The 19,786-nt window shown below is 71.7% G+C and carries 16 protein-coding genes; 3 read left to right on the forward strand and 13 right to left on the reverse strand.

Features of this window, described 5'->3' with window-relative positions:
* Nucleotides 1-71 precede the first annotated feature (71 nt).
* Nucleotides 72-926, forward strand: a complete 855-nt coding sequence (gene pdxY / locus ACOJV7_RS13860) for a pyridoxal kinase PdxY (RefSeq protein ID WP_420190811.1) — start codon at nucleotides 72-74, stop codon at nucleotides 924-926.
* A gap of 94 nt (nucleotides 927-1,020) precedes the next feature.
* On the opposite strand, the gene proB is transcribed toward pdxY, so the two are convergent.
* The 7 genes from proB to ACOJV7_RS13895 all read right to left on the reverse strand — a co-directional run bounded on the left by proB (nucleotide 1,021) and on the right by ACOJV7_RS13895 (nucleotide 9,675).
* Nucleotides 1,021-2,148, reverse strand: a complete 1,128-nt coding sequence (proB, locus tag ACOJV7_RS13865; protein WP_420190812.1) for a glutamate 5-kinase — start codon at nucleotides 2,146-2,148, stop codon at nucleotides 1,021-1,023.
* A gap of 9 nt (nucleotides 2,149-2,157) precedes the next feature.
* Entirely contained in the window at nucleotides 2,158-3,690 is a 1,533-nt protein-coding gene (obgE, locus tag ACOJV7_RS13870; protein WP_420190813.1) for a GTPase ObgE, read from the reverse strand.
* A gap of 199 nt (nucleotides 3,691-3,889) precedes the next feature.
* Nucleotides 3,890-4,162 carry a 50S ribosomal protein L27 gene (gene rpmA / locus ACOJV7_RS13875; protein WP_035907325.1) on the reverse strand — a complete coding sequence of 91 codons (273 nt, stop codon included), beginning with the start codon at nucleotides 4,160-4,162 and terminating at the stop codon, nucleotides 3,890-3,892.
* Nucleotides 4,163-4,205: 43 nt separating this feature from the next.
* Complete coding sequence (rplU, locus tag ACOJV7_RS13880; protein WP_035948939.1) at nucleotides 4,206-4,511, reverse strand: 50S ribosomal protein L21; 306 nt, start codon at nucleotides 4,509-4,511, stop codon at nucleotides 4,206-4,208.
* A gap of 105 nt (nucleotides 4,512-4,616) precedes the next feature.
* A complete protein-coding gene (locus ACOJV7_RS13885; protein WP_420190814.1) occupies nucleotides 4,617-7,733 on the reverse strand; it encodes an Rne/Rng family ribonuclease in 3,117 nt (1,038 codons plus the stop codon).
* 175 nt (nucleotides 7,734-7,908) lie between these two features.
* Nucleotides 7,909-8,658 (reverse strand): TIGR03936 family radical SAM-associated protein, encoded by a 750-nt coding sequence (locus ACOJV7_RS13890; protein WP_420190815.1) that lies wholly within the window; start codon nucleotides 8,656-8,658, stop codon nucleotides 7,909-7,911.
* Nucleotides 8,659-8,745: 87 nt separating this feature from the next.
* On the reverse strand, nucleotides 8,746-9,675 hold the full coding sequence (locus ACOJV7_RS13895; protein ID WP_420190816.1) for an MSMEG_6728 family protein: 930 nt from the start codon (nucleotides 9,673-9,675) through the stop codon (nucleotides 8,746-8,748).
* A 217-nt stretch (nucleotides 9,676-9,892) separates the two neighbouring features.
* Between ACOJV7_RS13895 and ACOJV7_RS13900 the strand changes: the two genes are divergently transcribed.
* The gene (locus tag ACOJV7_RS13900; RefSeq protein ID WP_420190817.1) at nucleotides 9,893-10,903 is read left to right on the forward strand and encodes a TerC/Alx family metal homeostasis membrane protein; all 1,011 of its coding nucleotides are present in this window, start codon (nucleotides 9,893-9,895) and stop codon (nucleotides 10,901-10,903) included.
* A 176-nt stretch (nucleotides 10,904-11,079) separates the two neighbouring features.
* On the opposite strand, the gene ACOJV7_RS13905 is transcribed toward ACOJV7_RS13900, so the two are convergent.
* The 5 genes from ACOJV7_RS13905 to ACOJV7_RS13925 all read right to left on the reverse strand — a co-directional run bounded on the left by ACOJV7_RS13905 (nucleotide 11,080) and on the right by ACOJV7_RS13925 (nucleotide 16,935).
* The gene (locus ACOJV7_RS13905) at nucleotides 11,080-11,886 is read right to left on the reverse strand and encodes a hypothetical protein (RefSeq protein WP_420190818.1); all 807 of its coding nucleotides are present in this window, start codon (nucleotides 11,884-11,886) and stop codon (nucleotides 11,080-11,082) included.
* The gene (locus ACOJV7_RS13910) at nucleotides 11,883-12,845 is read right to left on the reverse strand and encodes a hypothetical protein (RefSeq protein WP_420190819.1); all 963 of its coding nucleotides are present in this window, start codon (nucleotides 12,843-12,845) and stop codon (nucleotides 11,883-11,885) included. Before ACOJV7_RS13910 ends, ACOJV7_RS13905 begins: the two co-directional genes overlap by 4 nt.
* Before the next feature lie 175 nt (nucleotides 12,846-13,020).
* Nucleotides 13,021-14,226 carry an endonuclease/exonuclease/phosphatase family protein gene (locus tag ACOJV7_RS13915; protein WP_420190820.1) on the reverse strand — a complete coding sequence of 402 codons (1,206 nt, stop codon included), beginning with the start codon at nucleotides 14,224-14,226 and terminating at the stop codon, nucleotides 13,021-13,023.
* 124 nt (nucleotides 14,227-14,350) lie between these two features.
* Nucleotides 14,351-14,812 (reverse strand): VOC family protein, encoded by a 462-nt coding sequence (locus tag ACOJV7_RS13920; RefSeq protein ID WP_420190821.1) that lies wholly within the window; start codon nucleotides 14,810-14,812, stop codon nucleotides 14,351-14,353.
* A 134-nt stretch (nucleotides 14,813-14,946) separates the two neighbouring features.
* On the reverse strand, nucleotides 14,947-16,935 hold the full coding sequence (locus ACOJV7_RS13925; RefSeq protein WP_420190822.1) for a TIGR03960 family B12-binding radical SAM protein: 1,989 nt from the start codon (nucleotides 16,933-16,935) through the stop codon (nucleotides 14,947-14,949).
* A gap of 78 nt (nucleotides 16,936-17,013) precedes the next feature.
* On the opposite strand from ACOJV7_RS13925, the gene ACOJV7_RS13930 reads away from it, so the two are divergent.
* A complete protein-coding gene (locus ACOJV7_RS13930) occupies nucleotides 17,014-17,613 on the forward strand; it encodes a protein-L-isoaspartate O-methyltransferase family protein (RefSeq protein WP_420190823.1) in 600 nt (199 codons plus the stop codon).
* Between the two features lie 172 nt (nucleotides 17,614-17,785).
* Here ACOJV7_RS13930 and ACOJV7_RS13935 read toward each other — a convergent pair whose 3' ends face one another.
* Nucleotides 17,786-19,666, reverse strand: a complete 1,881-nt coding sequence (locus ACOJV7_RS13935) for an AMP-dependent synthetase/ligase (protein WP_420190824.1) — start codon at nucleotides 19,664-19,666, stop codon at nucleotides 17,786-17,788.
* Nucleotides 19,667-19,786: the final 120 nt, after the last annotated feature.

The raw sequence follows: 19,786 nt of genomic DNA on the forward strand, positions 1-19,786 counted from the left end.
AGCGTAGGTCGAGGTGGGCGGACGGCATACGGGCATCTCAGGGAACCGCGGCGGGTGCGAGGATGGCCGGCGTGACGACGATCCTCAGCATCCAGTCCTCGGTCGCCTACGGCCACGTCGGCAACAGCGCCGCCGTCTTCCCGCTGCAGCGCCTCGGGGTCGAGGTCTGGCCGGTCAACACGGTCCACTTCAGCAACCACACCGGCTACGGCGCGTGGCGCGGACCGCTGCTGCCCGCCGACGACGTGCGCGAGGTCATCACCGGCATCGAGGAACGCGAGGCCATGCCCGCGATCGACGCCGTGCTGTCGGGCTACCAGGGCGGCGAGGAGATCGGCGACGTCATCCTCGACGCGGTGCGCCGGGTCAAGGCCGCGAACCCGGACGCGATCTATGCCTGCGACCCCGTCATGGGCAACGCGAAGTCCGGCTGTTTCGTCCACCCCGCGATCCCGGTGCTCCTGCGCGAGCGCGTCGTGCCGCAGGCCGACCTCATCACGCCCAACCAGTTCGAGCTCGGCTTCCTCACCGACACCGAGCCCGAGAGCCTCGAGGACACGCTCGCGTCGGTCGAGGCCGCGCGCGCGATGGGCCCCTCGACGGTTCTCGTGACGTCGGTGCTGCGTCCGGACCGCCCGGCCGACACCATCGAGATGCTGGCCGTCCACGGCGACGGTGCGTGGATCGTGCAGACGCCGCAGCTGCCGATGAAGGCCAACGGCTCCGGCGACGTCACGGCGGCGCTCTTCACGGCGCACCTGCTCGACACCGGCGACGCGGGCGTCGCGCTCGGCCGCACCGTGTCGAGCGTCTTCGACCTGCTCCAGCGGACCCTCGACTCGGGCGCCCGTGAGCTCCAGCTCGTGCAGTCGCAGCAGGAGATCGCCGAGCCGCGGATGCAGTTCGAGGTGACGCGCCTCTTCTGAGCCGGGCGGACGGCATACGGACGGACGTGTGAGGTCCGGAGGGAGAGGTTCCCTCCGGACCCTCAACGTTCCCGCACGAGGAGCAAAAGATGGGTCAGAGGAGGACGAGGTCGTCACGGTGGATGACCTCGCGTTCGTAGGCCGCACCGAGGTCGCGCGCCAGGTCGTGCGTCGTCCGGCCGAGCATCGGCGGCAGCTCGCCGGAGCTGTAGTTCACGAGACCCCGGGCGACGGCGCGTCCGTCGGGCGCGCACACGTCGACCGGGTCGCCACCGACGAACGTGCCTCGGACCTCGACGATGCCGGCGGGCAGCAGCGACGTGCGCCGCTTGGTCAGCGCGGTCACCGCACCCTCGTCGACCATGAGCCGCCCGCGTGGCGTCGTTGCGTGAGCGATCCAGAGCTGTCGTGACGCGCGCGAGCGCGCCTGCGGCGCGAAGACGGTGCCGACGTCCTCGCCTTCGAGCGCACGCCCCGCGTCCGCGAGCCGCGACAGGACGGTCGGTATGCCGGCCGCCCCCGCGATGCCGGCCGACTCCACCTTGGTCGCCATCCCGCCACTGCCGACCGAGCTGCCGGTGCCACCGATCTCGACGCCCTCGAGGTCGCCGGGGTGCAGCACCGCGGAGATCCGGGACGAGCCCGGGCGTGACGGCGGGCCGTCGTAGAGCGCGTCGACGTCGGTGAGCAGGACGAGCGCGTCGGCGCCGACGAGGTGGGAGACGAGCGCGGCGAGCCGGTCGTTGTCGCCGAAGCGGATCTCGTGGGTCGCGACCGTGTCGTTCTCGTTGACGACGGGCACGATGCCGAGGTCCAGCAACCGTGTCAGGGTGCGGCGAGCGTTGGTGTAGTGGGTGCGCCGGGTGACGTCGTCCGCGGTGAGGAGGACCTGGCCGACGGTGAGCTGGTGGCGGGCGAAGGCGCGGGCGTAGGCCGCGACGAGGGCGCCCTGCCCGACCGAGGCCGCCGCCTGCTGGGTCGCGAGGTCACGTGGCCGGGAGGTCAGCCCGAGCGGGCCGAGACCTGCCGCGATGGCTCCGGACGAGACGAGGACGACCTCTCCCCCGCGGGCCCGGACCGACGCGAGGTGGTCGACGAGCGCGACGAGACGTGTCTCGTCGATGGCCCCGCCACCGGGACCGGTGAGCGAGGACGAGCCGACCTTGACGACGACCCGTCGCGCACCGCCGACCGCGGCACGCAGCACCGCCTCAGTGCCCACCCCTCGACCTCACTCGTCGCCGTCGTCGCGGACCGTGGACCAGTGACCGGCCTTGCGCTCGGCCGCGAGGGTCTCGCGGGCGGCCGTCTGGGCGTCCTTGCGGCCGTGGAACTCCTCGCGCTTCTGACCACGGGTCTTGCGGTCGGACTCCCCGAGGCGCAGGTCGGTGCCACGGGGCCCCGTGAGCAGCTCGGCGCCGGCCGCCATCGTGGGCTCCCAGTCGAAGATGACGGCGTTCTCCTCGGGGCCGATGACGACGGTCGAGCCCGCGACCGCACCGGCCTTGAAGAGCTCCTCCTCGACACCGAGGCGGTTGAGCCGGTCGGCGAGGTAGCCGACGGCCTCGTCGTTGGAGAAGTCGGTCTGGCGGATCCAGCGGGTGGGGCGGTCGCCGAGGACGCGGAAGATCTCGCCGTCGGCGGTGTTCTCGCGGCGCACGGTGAAGCCGGTGTCGTCGACCGCCTTGGGCCGGACGACGGCGCGGGGGCGCTCGACGATCTGCGCCTCGATCTCGGCACGGGCCTCGGCGACGTGCCTGGCCAGGCTGAAGGTCAGCTCCTTGAGGCCGATGTGGGCGACAGCGCTGACGACGTGCACCTCGAGCCCGCGCTCCTCAAGGTCGGGCCTGACCATCTCGGCGAGGTCGCGGGCGTCGGGGACGTCGGCCTTGTTGAGGACGACGATGCGGGTGCGCTCGGAGAGCGGGCGGCCACCGAGGCTGTTGTCGGGGACGTAGGCCGCGAGCTCGGCCTCGATGACGTCGAGGTCGGTCATCGGGTCGCGACCGGGCTCCAGCGTCGCGCAGTCGACGACGTGGACGAGGACCGAGCAGCGCTCGACGTGGCGCAGGAACTCGAGACCGAGCCCCTTGCCCTCGCTCGCGCCGGGGATGAGACCGGGCACGTCGGCGATCGTGTAGCGCTCGCTGCCCGCCGTGACGACACCGAGGTTCGGCACGAGCGTCGTGAAGGGGTAGTCGGCGATCTTCGGCTTGGCCGCGCTGAGCACCGAGACGAGCGAGGACTTGCCCGCGCTCGGGAAGCCGATGAGGGCGACGTCGGCGAGCGACTTGAGCTCGAGCACGATGTCGAGGGCGTCGCCGGGCTCGCCGAGGAGCGCGAAGCCGGGGGCCTTGCGGCGGGCCGAGGCCAGCGCCTTGTTGCCGAGCCCGCCGCGGCCGCCCTGGGCCACGACGAAGGTCGCGTCGTGGCCGACGAGGTCGGCGAGGATGTCGCCGGCGGCGTTCTTGACGACGGTGCCCTCCGGGACGGGCAGGACGAGGTCGGCGCCGTCGCCACCATTGCGCTCGTCGCCGGCGCCGGGCTTGCCGTTGGTCGCGCGGCGGTGCGGGGTGTGGTGGTAGTCGAGCAGCGTCGTCGACTGAGGGTCGACCGCGAGGACGACCGAGCCGCCCTTGCCGCCGTTGCCGCCGTCGGGCCCACCGAGCGGCTTGAACTTCTCGCGCTTGACCGAGGCCACGCCGTGCCCGCCGTCACCGGCCGCGACGTGCAGGACGACGCGGTCCACGAAGTTGACGGCCATGCTCTGTTCCTGCTTTCGACGGGGTGAGTGGTGCGGGTGGTGCGAGGTGGTTCAGTCTATGGGCGAGCTGGCACGGGCCTTGCGTCCGGCAACCCGACGACCTGGCCCCCAGAGTTGCGGACGCACGCAAACGCAAAGGCGCCCGTATGCCGGGTGCTGGACCTCACGGCATACGGGCGCCTGTGCGTGTGGCGCTGGGTCACTCAGCCGCGGCGGTCTCCGCGACGGGGACGATGTTGACGACCTTGCGGCGGCGCTTGGTGCCGAACTCGACGTTGCCCGCGACGAGCGCGAACAGCGTGTCGTCGCCACCGCGGCCGACGCCGTCACCGGGGTGGAAGTGCGTGCCGCGCTGGCGGACGAGGATCTCGCCCGCGTTGACGAGCTGGCCGCCGAAGCGCTTCACGCCGAGTCGCTGTGCGTTCGAGTCGCGACCGTTGCGGGTCGAGGACGCACCCTTCTTGTGTGCCATGTCTGCCTACCTTCGTGAGTCTGTGTTCTAAAGGTCCGGTCGCTCAGGCGTCGATCGAGGTGATCTTGACCTGGGTCAGCGGCTGGCGGTGGCCCTGACGCTTGCGGTAGCCGGTCTTGTTCTTGTACTTCATGATCGTGATCTTGGGGCCCTTGGCGGCCTTGACGACCTCGGCCTTGACGGACACCTTGGCCAGCTTCGACGCGTCGGAGGTGACGGTGGAGCCGTCGACGACGAGGAGCGGGGTCAGGTCGATGCTGTCGCCGGCCTGGCCGACCTTGTCGACGAGGAGGACGTCTCCGACGGAGACCTTCTCCTGCCGACCGCCTGCGCGAACAATCGCGTACACAGTGGGACTCACTTTCGGTTTCTAGGATGCGCGCCTTCGGATGACCGGCTGATAGCTACCCCGGAACACAGGACATCGGCTCGGTGGGCGCACCGACTGTCTAGGTTAGCGGTCGCCCTCGACCTGCTCCAAATCCGCGGGGGCGGACTCGGTGGTGGTGGACGGGCCGTCGGCGGCGCGCGGCGGACCGGCGGGGGCGACGACCCGACCGCGCTTGCGACGAGGACGGACGACGGGCTCGTCGAGCTGCGCCGGACGAGCGACCGCCTGGACCGGCTCGGGCTCCTCGTCGCGGGTCCCGACCTCGGCGATGACGGTGGCCGGCTCGGCCGGCGAGGACTCCACCGCAGTGGTCTCCCCGGGGGCCGCGGCCTCAGGGGCGTCCTCGGTCGGCGACGTGGGCTCGCTCTCGGCCGGGGCGGAGGCGGTCACGGTCGCGTCGTCCTGCGCCGGGCCGGTGAGCTCGGCGACGTCGTCGTCGTGGTGCTCGCCGGACATCGACTTGATGGCGGCAGCGTGCGCGGCGGCGGCGATCTGCGCGGCGGTCGGGCCCGAGTGCGTCGGGGCCGGTTCGGGGGCCGGCTCGTTCTGGGCCTGGCCCGTCTCGCTGCCCTTGCCGCCCCGACGCCCGCGGCCCCGGCCGGAGCCCTTGTCGCTGCTGCCGCCACCGTTGGCGTGAGCGTGGCCCTGCTCGCCGCCCGAGCTCGAGCGGTCGATCGGCTCGGACTGGACGATGATGCCGCGGCCGGCACAGTGCTCGCACGGCTCGGAGAAGACCTCGATGAGGCCCGAGCCGACCCGCTTGCGGGTCATCTGGACCAGCCCGAGCGAGGTGACCTCGGCGACCTGGTGCTTCGTGCGGTCGCGCCCGAGGCACTCGAGGAGGCGGCGGACGACGAGGTCGCGGTTGGACTCGAGCACCATGTCGATGAAGTCGATGACGATGATGCCGCCGATGTCGCGCAGCCGGAGCTGGCGCACGATCTCCTCGGCCGCCTCGATGTTGTTCTTGGTGACCGTCTCCTCGAGGTTGCCCCCCGAGCCGACGAACTTGCCGGTGTTGACGTCGACGACGGTCATCGCCTCGGTGCGGTCGATGACGAGGGAGCCACCCGAGGGCAGCCAGACCTTGCGGTCCATCGCCTTGGCGATCTGCTCGTCGACCCGGTAGTGGGCGAAGAGGTCGTTCTCGGAGGTCCAGTGCGTGAGGCGCTTGGCGAGGTCGGGGGCGACGTCCTCGACGTAGTCGCTCACCTCGGACCACGCCTGGTCGCCGGAGACGATGAGCTCGCTGAAGTCCTCGGTGAAGACGTCGCGGATGACCCGGACGGTGAGGTCGGCCTCGCCGTGGAGCAGGACCGGCGCCCCGCCGTTGCTCGCCTTCTTGGACGCGGCGGCCTTGGCCTTCTTCTGAATGTTGTCCCAGGCCTTGGTGAGCCGCTCGACGTCGGCGCGCAGCTCCTCCTCCGAGGCACCCTCGGCCGCGGTGCGCACGATGACGCCGGCGGAGTCGGGGACGACCTCCTTGAGGATCGCCTTGAGGCGGGCACGCTCGGTGTCGGGCAGCTTGCGCGAGATCCCCGTCATCGAGCCCTCGGGCACGTAGACGAGGTAGCGGCCGGGCAGCGAGATCTGGCTCGTGAGCCGGGCGCCCTTGTGGCCGATGGGGTCCTTGGTCACCTGGACGAGGACGGTGTCGCCGGAGCCGAGCGCGTTCTCGATCCGCTTGGCCTGGTTCTGCTCGAGGCCCGCGGCGTCCCAGTTGACCTCGCCGGCGTAGAGGACGGCGTTGCGGCCCTTGCCGATGTCGACGAACGCCGCCTCCATCGAGGGAAGGACGTTCTGAACGCGGCCGAGGTAGACGTTGCCGGCCATCGAGGCGTTGGACTCGCGCGAGACGTAGTGCTCGACGAGGACGCCGTCCTCGAGGACGCCGATCTGGGTCTTGTCGCCCTTGCCGCGCACGGCCATGACGCGCTCGACCGACTCCCGGCGGGCGAGGAACTCGGCCTCGGTGATGATCGTGCGGCGGCGTCCGGCCTCGCGACCCTCGCGGCGGCGCTGCTTCTTGGCCTCGAGCCGGGTGGAGCCCTTGACGGCCGTCGGCTCGTCGCGGTCCTTGCGCGGCTCGCGCACCTTGGTCACGGTGCCCGGCGGGTCGTCGCTGTCACCGGAAAGGCCGGAGCGACGACGGCGACGGCGGCGGCGGCTCGAGCCACTCTCGCCCTGCTCGGTGTCGCCCGAGTCGTCGGCGGGACCGGAGTCGCTGTCGTCGGACGCCTCGGCGGCGTCGGCTGCGCCCTTGTCCTTGGTGTCGGCCTTGCCGGCCTTCGCGTCGGCCTTGGCGTCACCCTTCGACTCAGCCTTGGCGTCACCCTGCTCGGAGCGGTCGGAGCCACCGCGACCCCGACGGCCTCGGCCACCACGGCGGCGACGACGGCCGCCCTCGGCCGACTCCTCGGCGCTCTCGTCGCGCGCGTCACGCGACTCGTCCTCGGACGCCTCGGCCGGCTCGTCCTGGGCGACGGGCTCGGTGGGTTCGGTGGGCTCGGCGGGGCGCTCGGCCGGGGCCTGCGCGGGCGAGGTGGCGCGGCGCCGACGGGGCGCGGCGGTCACGTCCGGCGCCTGGAAGAGGAGCCCGAACGACGACATCGCGGCCGGGGCTGCGGGCACCTCCTCTGGGAGGATCTCGGTCTCCCCCTCGGCGGACTCGTCCTCGTCCTCCGCGTCCTCGACGACCTCGGGCTCGGGCAGCGGCTCCGGCTCGACGGTGGCGGCCTTGCGGCTGCGCGAGCGCTTCTTCGGCGCCTCGGCCTGCTCGACGGTCTCGCTCTCGGCGGACGTCGCCCTCTTGGCCCTGGACGTCGTGGCCTTCTTCGGCTTCTCGGCCTTGTCGTCGGCCGGAGCCTGCTCGTCCGGGGTGGCCGCCGCGACCTCGGCGGGAGCCTCGTCGGTCAGGGTGGCCTTGGCCGCCTTCTTCGCGGTCTTGCGGGGCGCCCGCTTCTTCGGGGCGGGCGCGGGCTCGGCGGCGGCGGACTCCTCCGTCGTGCTCTCGGGCTCGGAGGCGGTCTCGGTCACCGCAGGCGCGGCGGCCTTCTTCGTCGCGCGGCGACGCCGGGGTGCGGCCTTGGGCTCCGCACCCGTGGAGGCCTCGGTGCCGGGAACGTCCAGCGTGGGGGTGTCACCCTCGGAGGACGTGGTGGGTTCGTCGTGGGTAGCCATTGCAGGTGGCCCTTCTGGCGCCACGTAGCCGTCAGCCACACCATCCGGAGGTCCGGACCTGCCGGCCCCGTGGGGCTCGGAGTAGCGATCGTGTGCGGAGGGGTCCCCGCCACGGAAGTCAAGGGCTGTCCCTGGGGCAGTTCGCGCGGCGAGTCAACTCCGCTGCGGCACCGCTTCAGGAACCGATGGCGTCCTTGTCGGCGGCCAGTGGATCGGCCACCCCGGCCTCTGCGGTGCGCAGCGGGCCCTGCGCCACTCGTGTCACCAGAGGTGGCACCGGAGGCTCGAGCTCGGAGACGGCGTGCAGTGCGGTCAGGATGTCATCGGGGCGAACGGACGGTGTGGTGTGCCGTACGACCATCTGCAGTATCGCACACGAGGGGTCGTCGGTCCCGGCGACGACCATCGACACGACGGCCGATCTCACGTCGAAGGTCCTGGGCCCGGTCTTGAACGTCCGGGTCACCTCGGCGACCTCGGTCGCGAGGAAGCGCTCGACGGCATACATGAGGGTCTGGGTGGGGACACCGCGCATCTCGAGGCGCCAGACACTGCCCTCGAGACGCTCGGCGAGGCTGCCCGGGCCCGCCTCGACGGCCTCGAGGACATCGAGGTCGGGCGGGAGCGCCGCGTCGAGCGCGACGCGCAGCGCCTCGGGGTCCACCCGCTCGGTCACCGAGATCTCGAAGTACTCCGCCTCTGATGCGGTCCCCGTCGGGGCGGCGTTGGCATAGCTGATCTTCGGGTGCGGGTGGAACCCCGCGGAGAAGGCCATCGGCACGCCGGCCCGCCGCAGGGCCCGCTCGAGCGCCCGGGCGAAGTCCCGGGTCGAGGAGAAGCGGAGCCGTCCGCGCTTCGCGTAGCGGATGCGGAGCTTCTGGACCGCCGGGGGCGGTGGGGGACCTTCGGGGGTGCGACGTGCCATGGTCCGCCCAGCCTATTTCAGGGCGAGTCGCCCCCGTGCACACCCGTATGCCGTCCGGTCCCCACCCCGGCTGCCGCGCCGGTGCGGTCAGGGCAGGACGAGCCTCGGCCGTCCCGTCTCCGGGCCGGGGTCGGCCGCTCGCGGGGTGACGACGAGCCCGGCGCCGAGGTCGTCGGCGAGCTCGTGCGTGACGAGACCGCGCCGGACGAAGCGGAACTCCGGCCGGGTCGCCGCCTCCTCCGCCATGGCGAGCCGGTCGGCCTCGGTCGGCCGGCGGGCGATGGACGAGCTCACGGCACCGGTGCCCTCGCGCGCCTGAGGTGCCGGCGCGGTCGAGGTCAGGGGCGACCGGTCCACGACCCAGAGCGTCGTCCCGCGCGTGCACAGGCCGGCGAGGAGACCGAGTGTCGGCGCCTCGGCCGCGTCCTCGTCGGCCAGGACGACGTCGTTGCCCGCCCTGAGCCGGGTCACGACCTCCTCGGCGTGCGGCGGCGGCGCGTCGAGGCCGAGGTGGGCGACCGCGTCGGCGAGGTGGAGGGGAGCCTCCGCGGTCGAGGGCAGCGGCCAGCGCGGGTAGGACGGGTCGGGCCAGACGTAGGGCAGGTCGTCGGGGACGTCGCCGAAGAGCGGGCGGTAGTGCTCGGGGTCCTTGCGCACGAGAGCCGACCGGTGGCTCAGGTGCACCGCCTCGTCGCCGACCCACGGCGGGAGCCGGCCCGAGTCGTGGAGCGCGTCCCAGTCGGGCTCGTGGCCGCCGGTGAACTCGAGGAGCGAGGCGCGGGTCGCATCGGCCCGACCGCGAGCGCGCCACTCGTCGACGCACGCCAGGCCGTAGGCCACGAGACCGGGGACGAAGCCGCGCCACATGCGCGTCGCCGGGTGGTTCTTCCAGCCGTAGGTCGGCCAGGTGAGCGCGCGCAGCACCTGGAAGGTCTCGACCCGTTGCTTGCCGAGCCGGCGGTCGTCGAGGGCCGCCGCGCTGTCACGGGGGTCGGGCCAGGGCAGGAAGGTCTGCATCCCCTCGGTTCTACCCTCACCGACCGGTCGTGACGCGCGGGAGCTCGCGGCCGTTTTGCCCCGCGGCGCGAGGACTCCCTAGACTTTGTTCACGAGGGGAGTACTTCTCGAGCTCGTGTCCGGTCAGTTCGGTCACCCAGACGGTGGCTCCGGCACGACACCAGCGGTTCGCCGCAGGTGAAGGAGACCTCATGACACCACGTCGTGAGGACCGCTCATGCTCTCTCTCGCCCCTGCCGCAGCGTCGGACGCCGTCGGCACCCCCACCATCTGGCTGCTGACCATCGGCGCCGTCATCGGGCTGCTCGTGCTCGACTTCCTCGTGACGAGGAGGCCGCACGAGGTCTCGATGAAGGAGGCCGTCGCCTGGTCGGCGTTCTACGTCGCCATCCCCGTCGGCTTCGGCGTCTGGCTGTGGAACGCGCACGGCAGCCAGACCGGTGTCGAGTACTACACCGGCTACCTCGTCGAGAAGTCGCTCTCGGTCGACAACCTCTTCGTCTTCATGCTGCTGCTCACCGCCTTCGCGGTGCCGAAGCAGTACCAGCAGCGGGTCCTGCTCATCGGCGTCGCCGGCGCGATCGTGCTCCGCGGCATCTTCATCGCTCTCGGTGCCCAGCTCATCGCGACCTTCTCGTGGGCCTTCCTGCTCTTCGGCGCGATCCTGCTCGCCACCGCCGTCAAGGTCCTGCGGGACGCGATGTCCGAGGCCGACCACGAGGTTGACATCGCGTCGCTGCGCTCGGTCCGCCTCCTCCGCCGCTTCTGGCCGGTGACCCACGACTACCGCGGAACCCGGATGACGGTGACCGAGGCCGGCCGCCGGATGCTCACCCCGATGGCCCTCGTCGTCGTCGCGATCCTCGGCACCGACATCGTCTTCGCCATCGACTCGGTGCCCGCGGTCTACGGCATCACCGAGGACCCCTACCTCGTCTTCGCGACGAACGCCTTCGCCCTGCTCGGCCTGCGCGCGCTCTACTTCGTCCTTCAGGGCGCCCTCGGCTCGCTCAAGCACCTCGGCCACGGGCTCGCCGCCATCCTCGCCTTCATCGGCGTCAAGCTCGTCCTGCACTGGGCGCACGGTGTCTGGACGTGGGTGCCCGAGGTGCCGACGCTCTTCTCGCTCGGCGTCATCCTCGCCATCCTCGCGACCGCCACGACGACGAGCCTCGTCGCCGCCCGGCGCGAGGAGGAGCGGGAGCGGGTCGAGACGCCCGCCGGCTGACCCCCGACCAACCACGAGGGCGGCGCACCGCGAGTCCGCGGTGCGCCGCCCTCGTCCCCGTACTCCGTGTGGCGCGGACGTGACGCGTATGCCGTGTGGCGCGGACGTGACGCGTATGCCGGGTGGCGCGGCGGACGGCATACGTCGCCGTGCGTCGGCGTCCCGGCGGGGTGAGGTCAGTGGCGACCGGGGGCGGGCGGCCAGGCGTCGGCGAAGTAGTCCGGCACCGGGACGAAGCCAGCGGCCGGCCCACCGGCGCCCGGGACGCGCAGCGCCTCCTCGACCTCAGACTCGAGCGTCGTCAGCGCGGTCTCGCACGACGTCATGGCGGTCCAGGGGTGGTTGCCGGCGTCGTCGGTGTCGTGGAGCAGCCCGCAGCTGTAGGAGCCCTGCGCACTCACCGAGGGCGGGTCGCCCTCCTGGCGGGGCGGGGGCGCCGGCGTGTAGTGGGTGAGGCTGCTCGCGAGGGTGGACACGGCCTCGGCGACCTGGGAGAAGAACGTCTCGCCCGCGGTCGAGATCGACTCGGACGCGCCTTTCATGTGCATCGCGCCGAAGTAGGCCGAGGACGTGCCGGCCTGCATCTTCGGGACGACCTCGCGGTAGGCCCGGCCGGCAGGTCCGCGCCAGCTCTCGACGGCCGGGAGGTTCTTGGTGTCGACGTCGTCGTAGGCGTCGGAGGCGTGTCCGGTCGCCGTCTGCCACGTCGTCGCGCGGGTGTCGAGGGCGTCGACCCAGGCCGAGTCGTCGACGTACTTCTCGGCCCACGTGACGACGGCCGAGACCTTGTCGCGGTACTCGTGCCACGAGTGCCCGGAGCCGGGACGGAAGCCGTCGATGTAGTGCACGCCCTGCGGCCCGCACGTGTGGACGTTGTGGCTGTTGACGTAGGTCATGTACTCGCTGTCGATGCCCGTGACGTAGGTCCGCAACGTGCCGAGGCCCGTGCGGAGGGTGCGCACCGATGCGCTCACCGTGCTCATGCCTGCACTCCGTTCGGTTCGTGCCGGACCTGGCCGGTCGGCAACCGGTCGTCGGCCACCTGCGTGACCTGCTTGCCGTCGACGTCGAGGAAGACGAGTTGGGGCTCGCCCCCGCGCAGCTCGACGACGGCGTAGTCGGCGCCCTCGGGCAGGGCGCGGTTCCACTCGGTGCGGACCGGCTGCGCCGTCGGCTCGCTCGCCCCGCTGCCGGCGACGACCCGCGGCTGCGGGTCCTGCGCGAGGTCGAGAGGCTCGGCGTCGGCGATGGGGCGTCCGCCGTGCGACTGCCACGCCGCGCCGTCGCGCGGCTGCGCGTCGGTGTCGACGTAGGTGATCCGCGGCTCGCCGTCGACCATCGTCACGACGATGCGGTCGGCCCGCTCCGGGATGCGCTCGACGTCGCGGCCGTCGACCGCCCGGCCCTCCCCCGGCTCCATGACGCGGGGCGTCCACGTGACCTCGCCCGTCTCGGGGTCGACCGTGCGGTCGAAGGTAATGTCGGGGTCCTTGGGGTCGGCCGGCATGGGGTCGGCGGGCGTCGGGTCCTGCGGGCCGAGCAGGTCGGTGTAGTGCCCCTCGCCCTTGCCACCGTGCTCACCGTCTCCGCCCGCCCCGATGCCGGCGCCCGGGCCGGACCCGGTGCCGCCACCGCCGCCACCCGAGGCAGCGGTGCGGACCCGGGAGTCGGCGTCCCGGTCGTCGCTCGTCGTCTGGGCGTTGTTGCTCGTCACGTTGGTCGAGGTTGCCCTGAGCCGGGAGGCACCCAGCTCGAGGACGTTGCGGACGGCGAGGTCGGCGGCGGCGTACTTCGTGCCGACGACGGACTGGAACCCGCCGAACGACACCCCCAGCGCCGGGACCGCACGGTGCGCCTGTCCCAAGGACTCCGACGCAGAGCTCCACTGCGCCGCGTCCGCGCCCATGTCGGCCGGGACCACCCGAATCCGTTCGTCACCCATGCGTTCGCCTCCCACCGCCCGTGGGCCGACGTCCCCCGTCGTGCCCGTTCGTCGACGACGCTAGGGCACGCTCCCTTCCCTGACGATGGGGAGCACTCCCCCGCGCGACCACGGACGCCGTATGCCGTGGCACCAGCGGGTGCCACGGCATACGGCGTCGTTCGTGGTGGGAAGGTCAGCGGAGGGTGACGTCCGCCCAGACGAGGCGGTGGTCGCTCGTCGGGAACGGGAAGACACCGGTAAGGCGGAAGAGCGGGTCGCTCTGGACGGGCCAGAAGACGGCGGCGTCGTCGACGGTGAAGTGGCGCGAGAACAGGGTGTAGTCGACGCGGAGGTTGCCCGGGGCGCTGTCCGAGAAGTCGGCGGTGTCGTACCTCGGGTCACCGCGGTGGGTGAGGTTGGCGCCGCCCTGGAGCCGGGCCGCCTCGACTGCTCCCTCGGAGGTGGCCTGCGGGTCGACGATCCGCTTGTTGTCGAGCAGCTGGTGGATGGCGCCGTCGTAGGAGTCGCCGTCGAAGGGGTCGGCGTTGTAGTCGCCGAGGATGACGAAGCTCTGGCTCGGGTTGAGCCCGCCGCGGGCGCCGGCGTCGTCGTAGATGTAGGAGCCCTTGCCCGGCGTGACGTAGTCGGCCCAGAAGCGGATCTCGTCGTGGTTGCGGCGGCCGTTGCGGTCCTCGGGGCCGTCGAAGCTCGGCGGCGTCGGGTGGGCGGCGAGGACGTGGACGGTGCGCTTGCCGACGGTCACCGGGACGTCCCAGTGCGACTTGCTCGACAGCCGCAGGATGTCCTGCTCGGCCGGTGAGTACCAGTCGGTCGGGAGGACGTTGCCGGGCATGTCCTTCCAGAGGAAGTGCTGGAAGGTGCGGACGGCGTCGGTCTGGATCGGGTACTTGGAGAGGACGACCATGCCGTACTGGCCCGGGAAGAGACCGAAGCCGAAGGCGTCGTCGCCACCGCCGACGGTGCCGTCGTTGTTGAGGTCGAACCCGCTCGGGACACCGGTGTTGGACGGCGCGACGAACGCGTAGGGGTAGTCGACCGGCGACGCGCCGTTGTGGCCGACCTCGAGGTAGTTGTCGCGGAAGAGGTCGACGGCCCGGCCGCCCTCCACGTAGTCGAACTCGTTGAGCAGGACGATGTCGGGGTTCGCGCGCTGGATGACCTCGGCGACCGCCTTGGCCTGCGCGTTGTCGGGCGTCGAGAGGTCGCTGACCAGCTGCCCGGCGGCGTTGCGGTTGAGCGAGAGGTTGTAGGTCGCGACCCTCAGGGACTCGCCGCGCGCGGTGCCGGGCGGGTCGGAGGGTGCTGCCTGGGCTCCGGCGGCGGGAGCGAGGGCGAGGAGCGCTGCGGCGCAGGTCATGGCGGCTCGGGCGAGGTTCATCGTGCGGTCCTTGGTCGGCGTGCGGGGGTGCTCCACAACCTAGCCACGGACGACGTCCGGATGCCCCTTCGCAGGTGAACGCTTCGCGAACCCGTATGCCGACCGCTCACGACTGACGCGGCGCTCAGTCGAGGCAGAACTCGTTGTCCTCGGGGTCGGCCATGACGATGAACCCGGCCTCCATCGGCGGCTGGGGCTCGACCCTGCGCAGCCGTCGGGCGCCCAGCCCGACGAGGCGCTCGCACTCCGCCTCGAGGGCGGCCATCCGCTCCTCGGCCTGCAGACCGGGAGCGGCCCGCACGTCGAGGTGGACGCGGTTCTTGGCGACCTTGTCCTCGGGCACCTGCTGGAAGAAGACACGTGGCCCGCCGCCGTCCGGGTCCTCGATCGCCGAGCGCGAGTTGTGCTCGCTCTCGGGGACGCCGATCCGCGTGAGGAAGTCGTCCCACGCGGCGAGGGGGTCACCGCCCTCGGGCACCTCGACACCCGGCGGGCCGGGGATGGTGTAGCCGAGCGCGGCCGCCCAGAACCTCGACTGGGCGCGCGGGTCGTGGGCGTCGAACGTCACCTGGATCGTGCGGCTCATGCACGCCAGCGTGGCACCGACCCCCGACAGCGCGCACCACCTGGTTTCTGCGCCGTGAGCGCCACCGGCGCCGAGAGTGGTGACCGGCTCAGGCAGGTGTGCGCCGATGCGAACGATGTGCGCCGGTGGTCGGGTCAGGCGTGGGAGTGCTCGGCCATCGCGGCCTTGCCGGCGCCGAGGACGGTGAGCGGAAGAAGGACCTTGCCGGTCGGACCGATCTCGATCTCGGTGCCCAACTGCGGGCACACACCGCAGTCGAAGCACGGCGTCCAGCGGCAGTCGTCGACCTCGGTCTCGTCGATGGCGTCGAGCCAATCCTGCCAGAGCCACTCCTTGTCGAGGCCGGAGTCGACGACGTCCCACGGCAGGACCTCGGACTCCTCGCGCTCGCGCGTGGTGTACCAGTCGACGTCGATCGGCCACTCGCTGCGCGAGAACGCCTTGTCGGCGGCCTCCATCCACAGGTCATAGGAGAAGTGCTCACTCCAGCCGTCGAAGCGTCCGCCGTCGCGCCACACCTGCTCGATGACGGCGCCCACTCGGCGGTCACCGCGGGAGAGCAGTCCCTCGACGATGCCCGGCTTGCCGTCGTGGTAGCGGAACCCGATGGACGAGCCGAGCCGGCGGTCGGAGCGGATCGCGTCGCGCAGCTTCTCGAGCCGGGCGTCGGTCTCGTCGGCCGAGAGCTGCCCGACCCACTGGAACGGCGTGTGCGGCTTGGGGACGAACCCGCCGATCGAGACGGTGCAGCGGATGTCCTTGCGCCCGCTCACCTGGCGGCCGGTCTCGATGACCCGCTTGGCGAGCTCGGCGATCTGCAGCACGTCCTCGTCGGTCTCGGTCGGCAGCCCGCACATGAAGTAGAGCTTGACGTTGCGCCAGCCCGCACCGTATGCCGCGGAGACCGTCGTGATGAGGTCGTCCTCGGTGACCATCTTGTTGATGACCTTGCGAATGCGCTCGCTGCCGCCCTCGGGCGCGAAGGTGAGGCCCGAGCGTCGACCGTTGCGGGTGAGCTCGTTGGCGAGGTCGATGTTGAAGGCGTCGACCCGGGTCGAGGGCAGCGACAACCCCGTGTTGGTGCCCTCGTAGCGGTCGGCGAGGCCCTTGGTGATGTCGGCGATCTCGGAGTGGTCCGCGCTCGACAGCGAGAGCAGCCCCACCTCCTCGAACCCGGTGGCGGCGAGGCCCTTCTCGACCATCTCGCCGATGCCGGTGATCGACCTCTCGCGCACCGGGCGGGTGATCATGCCTGCCTGGCAGAAGCGGCAGCCACGGGTGCACCCGCGGAAGATCTCGACCGACATGCGCTCGTGCACCGACTCGGCGAGCGGCACGAGCGGCTGCTTCGGGTAGGGCCACGCGTCGAGGTCCATGACCGTGTGCTTGGACACCCGCCACGGGACACCGGGCTCGGTCGGCGCGATGCGCTGGATGCGCCCGTCGGGCAGGTAGCTCACCTCGTAGAAGGCCGGCACGTAGACGCCCCCCGTGCGCGCGAGGCGGAGGAGAAGCTCGCGGCGACCACCCGGCATACCCTCGGTCTTCCAGGCGCGGACGAGGTCGGTGACCATGAGGACTGCCTCCTCGCCGTCGCCGATGATCGCGGCGTCGACGAAGTCGGCGATCGTCTCGGGGTTGAAGGCGGCGTGGCCACCGGCGATGACGACGGTGTCGCCGTCGACGCGTTCGCGGGCGTGCAGCGGGATCCCGGCGAGGTCGAGCGCGGTGAGCAGGTTGGTGTAGCCGAGCTCGGTCGAGAACGAGACCCCGAGCACGTCGAAGTCGCCGACCGCGCGGTGTCCGTCGACGGTGAACTGCGGGACCCCCGACTCGCGCATGAGGGCCTCCATGTCGGGCCACACGGCATACGTGCGCTCCGCGAGCGCGTCGGGAACCTCGTTGAGGACCTCGTAGAGGATCATCGAACCCTGGTTGGGGACACCGACCTCGTAGGCGTCGGGGTACATGAGCGCCCAGCGGACGGTCGCGTCGCCGCCGACGTGCCAGTCCTTGACGGTCGAGTTGAGCTCGCCACCGACGTACTGGATCGGCTTGCTCACCCGTTCGAGCAGGGGCTCGAGGTCAGCGAAGAGCGAGGTGCCGGCAGGACGGGGATGCATCCGTCAAGGGTACGGTCGCGACACCGCGAGCCCCAAAGTCACGGCGTCGGGCACCGCTGACGGGCGCACACTGGAGGGGTGGATGCCGCGCAGCGGGTGGCGGAGGCGATGGCCGCGTGGCCGCGCCAGGGGTTCCTGCCGCGCCGCGAGCGACGTCACGCCGGGCGGGACGGGCCGCTGCCGATCGGGCACGGCCAGACGAACAGCCAGCCGCGCACGGTCGCCGCGATGCTCGAGCTCCTCGACGTCCGGCCCGGTGACCGGGTGCTCGACGTCGGCGCCGGGTCGGGGTGGACGACTGCGCTGCTCGCGCACCTCACCGGACCGGGCGGCTCGGTCCTCGGTGTCGAGCGGATCGAGGAGATCGCGGCGGTCGGCGCCGCGAACCTCGAGCGCACCGGTATGCCGTGGGCTCGCCTCGTACTCGCCACTCCGGGCGTGCTCGGCGCACCGGGTGAGGGGCCGTTCGACCGGGTCCTGGTGTCGGCGGAGGCCCAGTCGCTGCCCCGGGCGCTGCTCGACCAGCTCGTGCCCGGCGGGGTCATGGTCGTGCCGGTGCGGGGCTGGATGCACCGGGTCGTGCGCGACCCCGGGTTCGACGCCGACGGCGCCCCGACCGGGGACGCGCACGTCGAGATCCACGGGGCCTACCGGTTCGTGCCGCTCGTCGAGGACTGAGCAGGACGGCATACGGGCGGGTTCGGGTCCCGGGCGGGTCCGGGCGGCTCCGGGCGACTTCGGGTGGGAAACGCGGACTGCGCAAGGGAGCGGTTCCCTTGCGCAGTCCGAGCAACCCACTTCAGGCGGCGGGTCCCACGCTCTGCGTGGGCAAATGGTGACGGGTGAGGTGTCAGGCTCCGGCGTAGTGGGCGTCGAGCGCGTCCTTGTAGCGCTCGGAGACGACCTTCCGCTTGAGCTTGAGGCTCGGGGTGAGCTCGCCGCTGTCGACGGTGAGGTCGTGGTCGAGGATGGTGAACTTCTTGACCGTCTCCCACCGGTTGAGGCCGGCGTTGAGCTCGTCGACGTAGCCCTGGACCATGTCGTGAGCCTGCGGCGAGGTGACGATCTCGGCATAGCTCTTGCCGCCGAGACCGTTGTCGGCGGCCCAGCCCTCGATGGCGTCCGGGTCGAGCGTGACGAGCGCGGAGACGAAGTTGCGGTCGGCTCCGTGGACGATGAACTGGCTCACGAAGGGGCACATGCCCTTGAACTGCGACTCGATCATCGAGGGCGCGACGTACTTGCCCCCCGAGGTCTTGAAGAGGTCCTTCTTGCGATCGGTGATCTTGAGGAAGCCGCGGTCGTCGAGCTCGCCGATGTCGCCGGTGTGGAACCAGCCGTCGGCGTCGATGACCTCGGCCGTCGCCTCGGGGTTGTTGTGGTAGCCGTCCATGATCCCGTCGCCGCGGAGCAGGACCTCTCCGTCGTCGGCGATCCGGACCTCGGTGCCGGGCAGCGGCCACCCGACCGTGCCGTAGCGGTAGGCGGAGGTGCGGTTGACCGTCGTCGCGGCGCACGACTCGGTGAGGCCGTAGCCCTCCCCGACCAGCATGCCCATCGAGTCGAACCAGCGGCCGACGTCCTGGTTGAGGGCCGCCGAGCCCGAGATGAAGAGGCGGACACGACCACCGAAGCGGCCGCGCACCTTGCTGAGGACGAGCTTGTCGGCGAGGGCGTGCTTGCGGGCGAGCATGCCGCTCGGCGCCTTGCCCTGCGCGCGCAGGTCGCTCACCTCGCGCCCGACGCCCTCGGCCCAGCGGAAGAGCTTGAGCTTCACGCCGCCGTCGGACTCCATCATCATCTGGACCCGGTTGTAGGCCTTCTCGAAGATGCGGGGCGCGGCGCCCATGAACGTCGGCCTCACGACCGCGAGGTTGTCGACGATCTTGTCGATCCGTCCGTCGATGGCGGTGCAGAAGCCGATCTGCAGCGGCAGCGTGAGGAGCAGCTTGCCGAAGACGTGGGCCAGCGGGAGCCAGAGGTACTGGAGGTCGTCGTCGCGCAGGATGCCGATCGAGTCGGTGGCGGCGGCCTCGTAGGTCCACGCCCGGTGCAGCAGGCGCACGCCCTTGGGCCGGCCGGTGGTGCCCGAGGTGTAGATGATCGTCGCGAGACGGTCCGGGGTGAGCGCGTCGATGCGCTCGTCGATGAGGCCCGGCGTGCGCTCGAGCTCGGCGCGACCCAGCTCGGCGAGGTCGTCGAGGCTGATGACCCAGTCGTCCTCCCCCGCGGCGGCCGCGGGGTCGAAGGTCACGACCTTGGAGACGCCGGGCACCGAGCCGGCGATGCGGCGCAGCTTGGCGACCTGCTCGGCGTCCTCGGCGAAGACGACCTTGCTCTGCGAGTCGGCGAGGATGAAGGCGACGTCGTCGTCGATCGTCGTCGGGTAGATCGTCGTCGTCACGGCACCGGCGACCATGACGGCCAGGTCAGCGAGGGCCCACTCGTAGCGGGTGGCCGAGGCGAGGGCCACACGCTCCTCCGGGGCCACACCGAGCGCGACGAGCCCGGCACCGATCGCGTCGACGCGCGCCTTCGCCTCCGCCCACGTCACGGTGAGCCACTCGTCACCGCTCTCGGCGACCTTGGCATACATGAAGGCGGGTGAGTCGGGCGTCCTCTCGACGCGCTGCCGGAAGAGGTGGCCGACGCTCGCGGCGCGCTCCTCGATCAGGTGGTGGTCCACGGCCTCGTCGGCCGGCGAGTGGATCTGCGGGGTCGCTGCAAGCATCTGGGTTCCTCGTCATTGGGGAGCTCGTGGCCGGAATGCTCCCACATGACCCCCGGCGCCGGGCGCAGCTCGCGGCAAATGTGACCGACGAGTAATCGACTCGGTCCGCACGCAGGGCGG

Origin of the sequence: Knoellia tibetensis (assembly GCF_048606415.1) — a bacterium.
Taxonomy (GTDB): Bacteria; Actinomycetota; Actinomycetes; order Actinomycetales; family Dermatophilaceae; genus Knoellia; species Knoellia tibetensis.

What these genes read in the sequence shown, in the direction of transcription:
- ACOJV7_RS13910 (WP_420190819.1), bottom strand. Translation starts at nt 12,845, where the DNA reads ATGGGTGACGAACGGATTCGGGTGGTCCCGGCCGACATGGGCGCGGAC.
- ACOJV7_RS13895 (WP_420190816.1), bottom strand. Translation starts at nt 9,675, where the DNA reads ATGCAGACCTTCCTGCCCTGGCCCGACCCCCGTGACAGCGCGGCGGCC.
- ACOJV7_RS13890 (WP_420190815.1), bottom strand. Translation starts at nt 8,658, where the DNA reads ATGGCACGTCGCACCCCCGAAGGTCCCCCACCGCCCCCGGCGGTCCAG.
- ACOJV7_RS13935 (WP_420190824.1), bottom strand. Translation starts at nt 19,666, where the DNA reads ATGCTTGCAGCGACCCCGCAGATCCACTCGCCGGCCGACGAGGCCGTG.
- rpmA (WP_035907325.1), bottom strand. Translation starts at nt 4,162, where the DNA reads ATGGCACACAAGAAGGGTGCGTCCTCGACCCGCAACGGTCGCGACTCG.
- ACOJV7_RS13905 (WP_420190818.1), bottom strand. Translation starts at nt 11,886, where the DNA reads ATGAGCACGGTGAGCGCATCGGTGCGCACCCTCCGCACGGGCCTCGGC.
- ACOJV7_RS13915 (WP_420190820.1), bottom strand. Translation starts at nt 14,226, where the DNA reads ATGAACCTCGCCCGAGCCGCCATGACCTGCGCCGCAGCGCTCCTCGCC.
- ACOJV7_RS13885 (WP_420190814.1), bottom strand. Translation starts at nt 7,733, where the DNA reads ATGGCTACCCACGACGAACCCACCACGTCCTCCGAGGGTGACACCCCC.
- obgE (WP_420190813.1), bottom strand. Translation starts at nt 3,690, where the DNA reads ATGGCCGTCAACTTCGTGGACCGCGTCGTCCTGCACGTCGCGGCCGGT.
- ACOJV7_RS13900 (WP_420190817.1), top strand. Translation starts at nt 9,893, where the DNA reads ATGCTCTCTCTCGCCCCTGCCGCAGCGTCGGACGCCGTCGGCACCCCC.
- ACOJV7_RS13920 (WP_420190821.1), bottom strand. Translation starts at nt 14,812, where the DNA reads ATGAGCCGCACGATCCAGGTGACGTTCGACGCCCACGACCCGCGCGCC.
- ACOJV7_RS13925 (WP_420190822.1), bottom strand. Translation starts at nt 16,935, where the DNA reads ATGCATCCCCGTCCTGCCGGCACCTCGCTCTTCGCTGACCTCGAGCCC.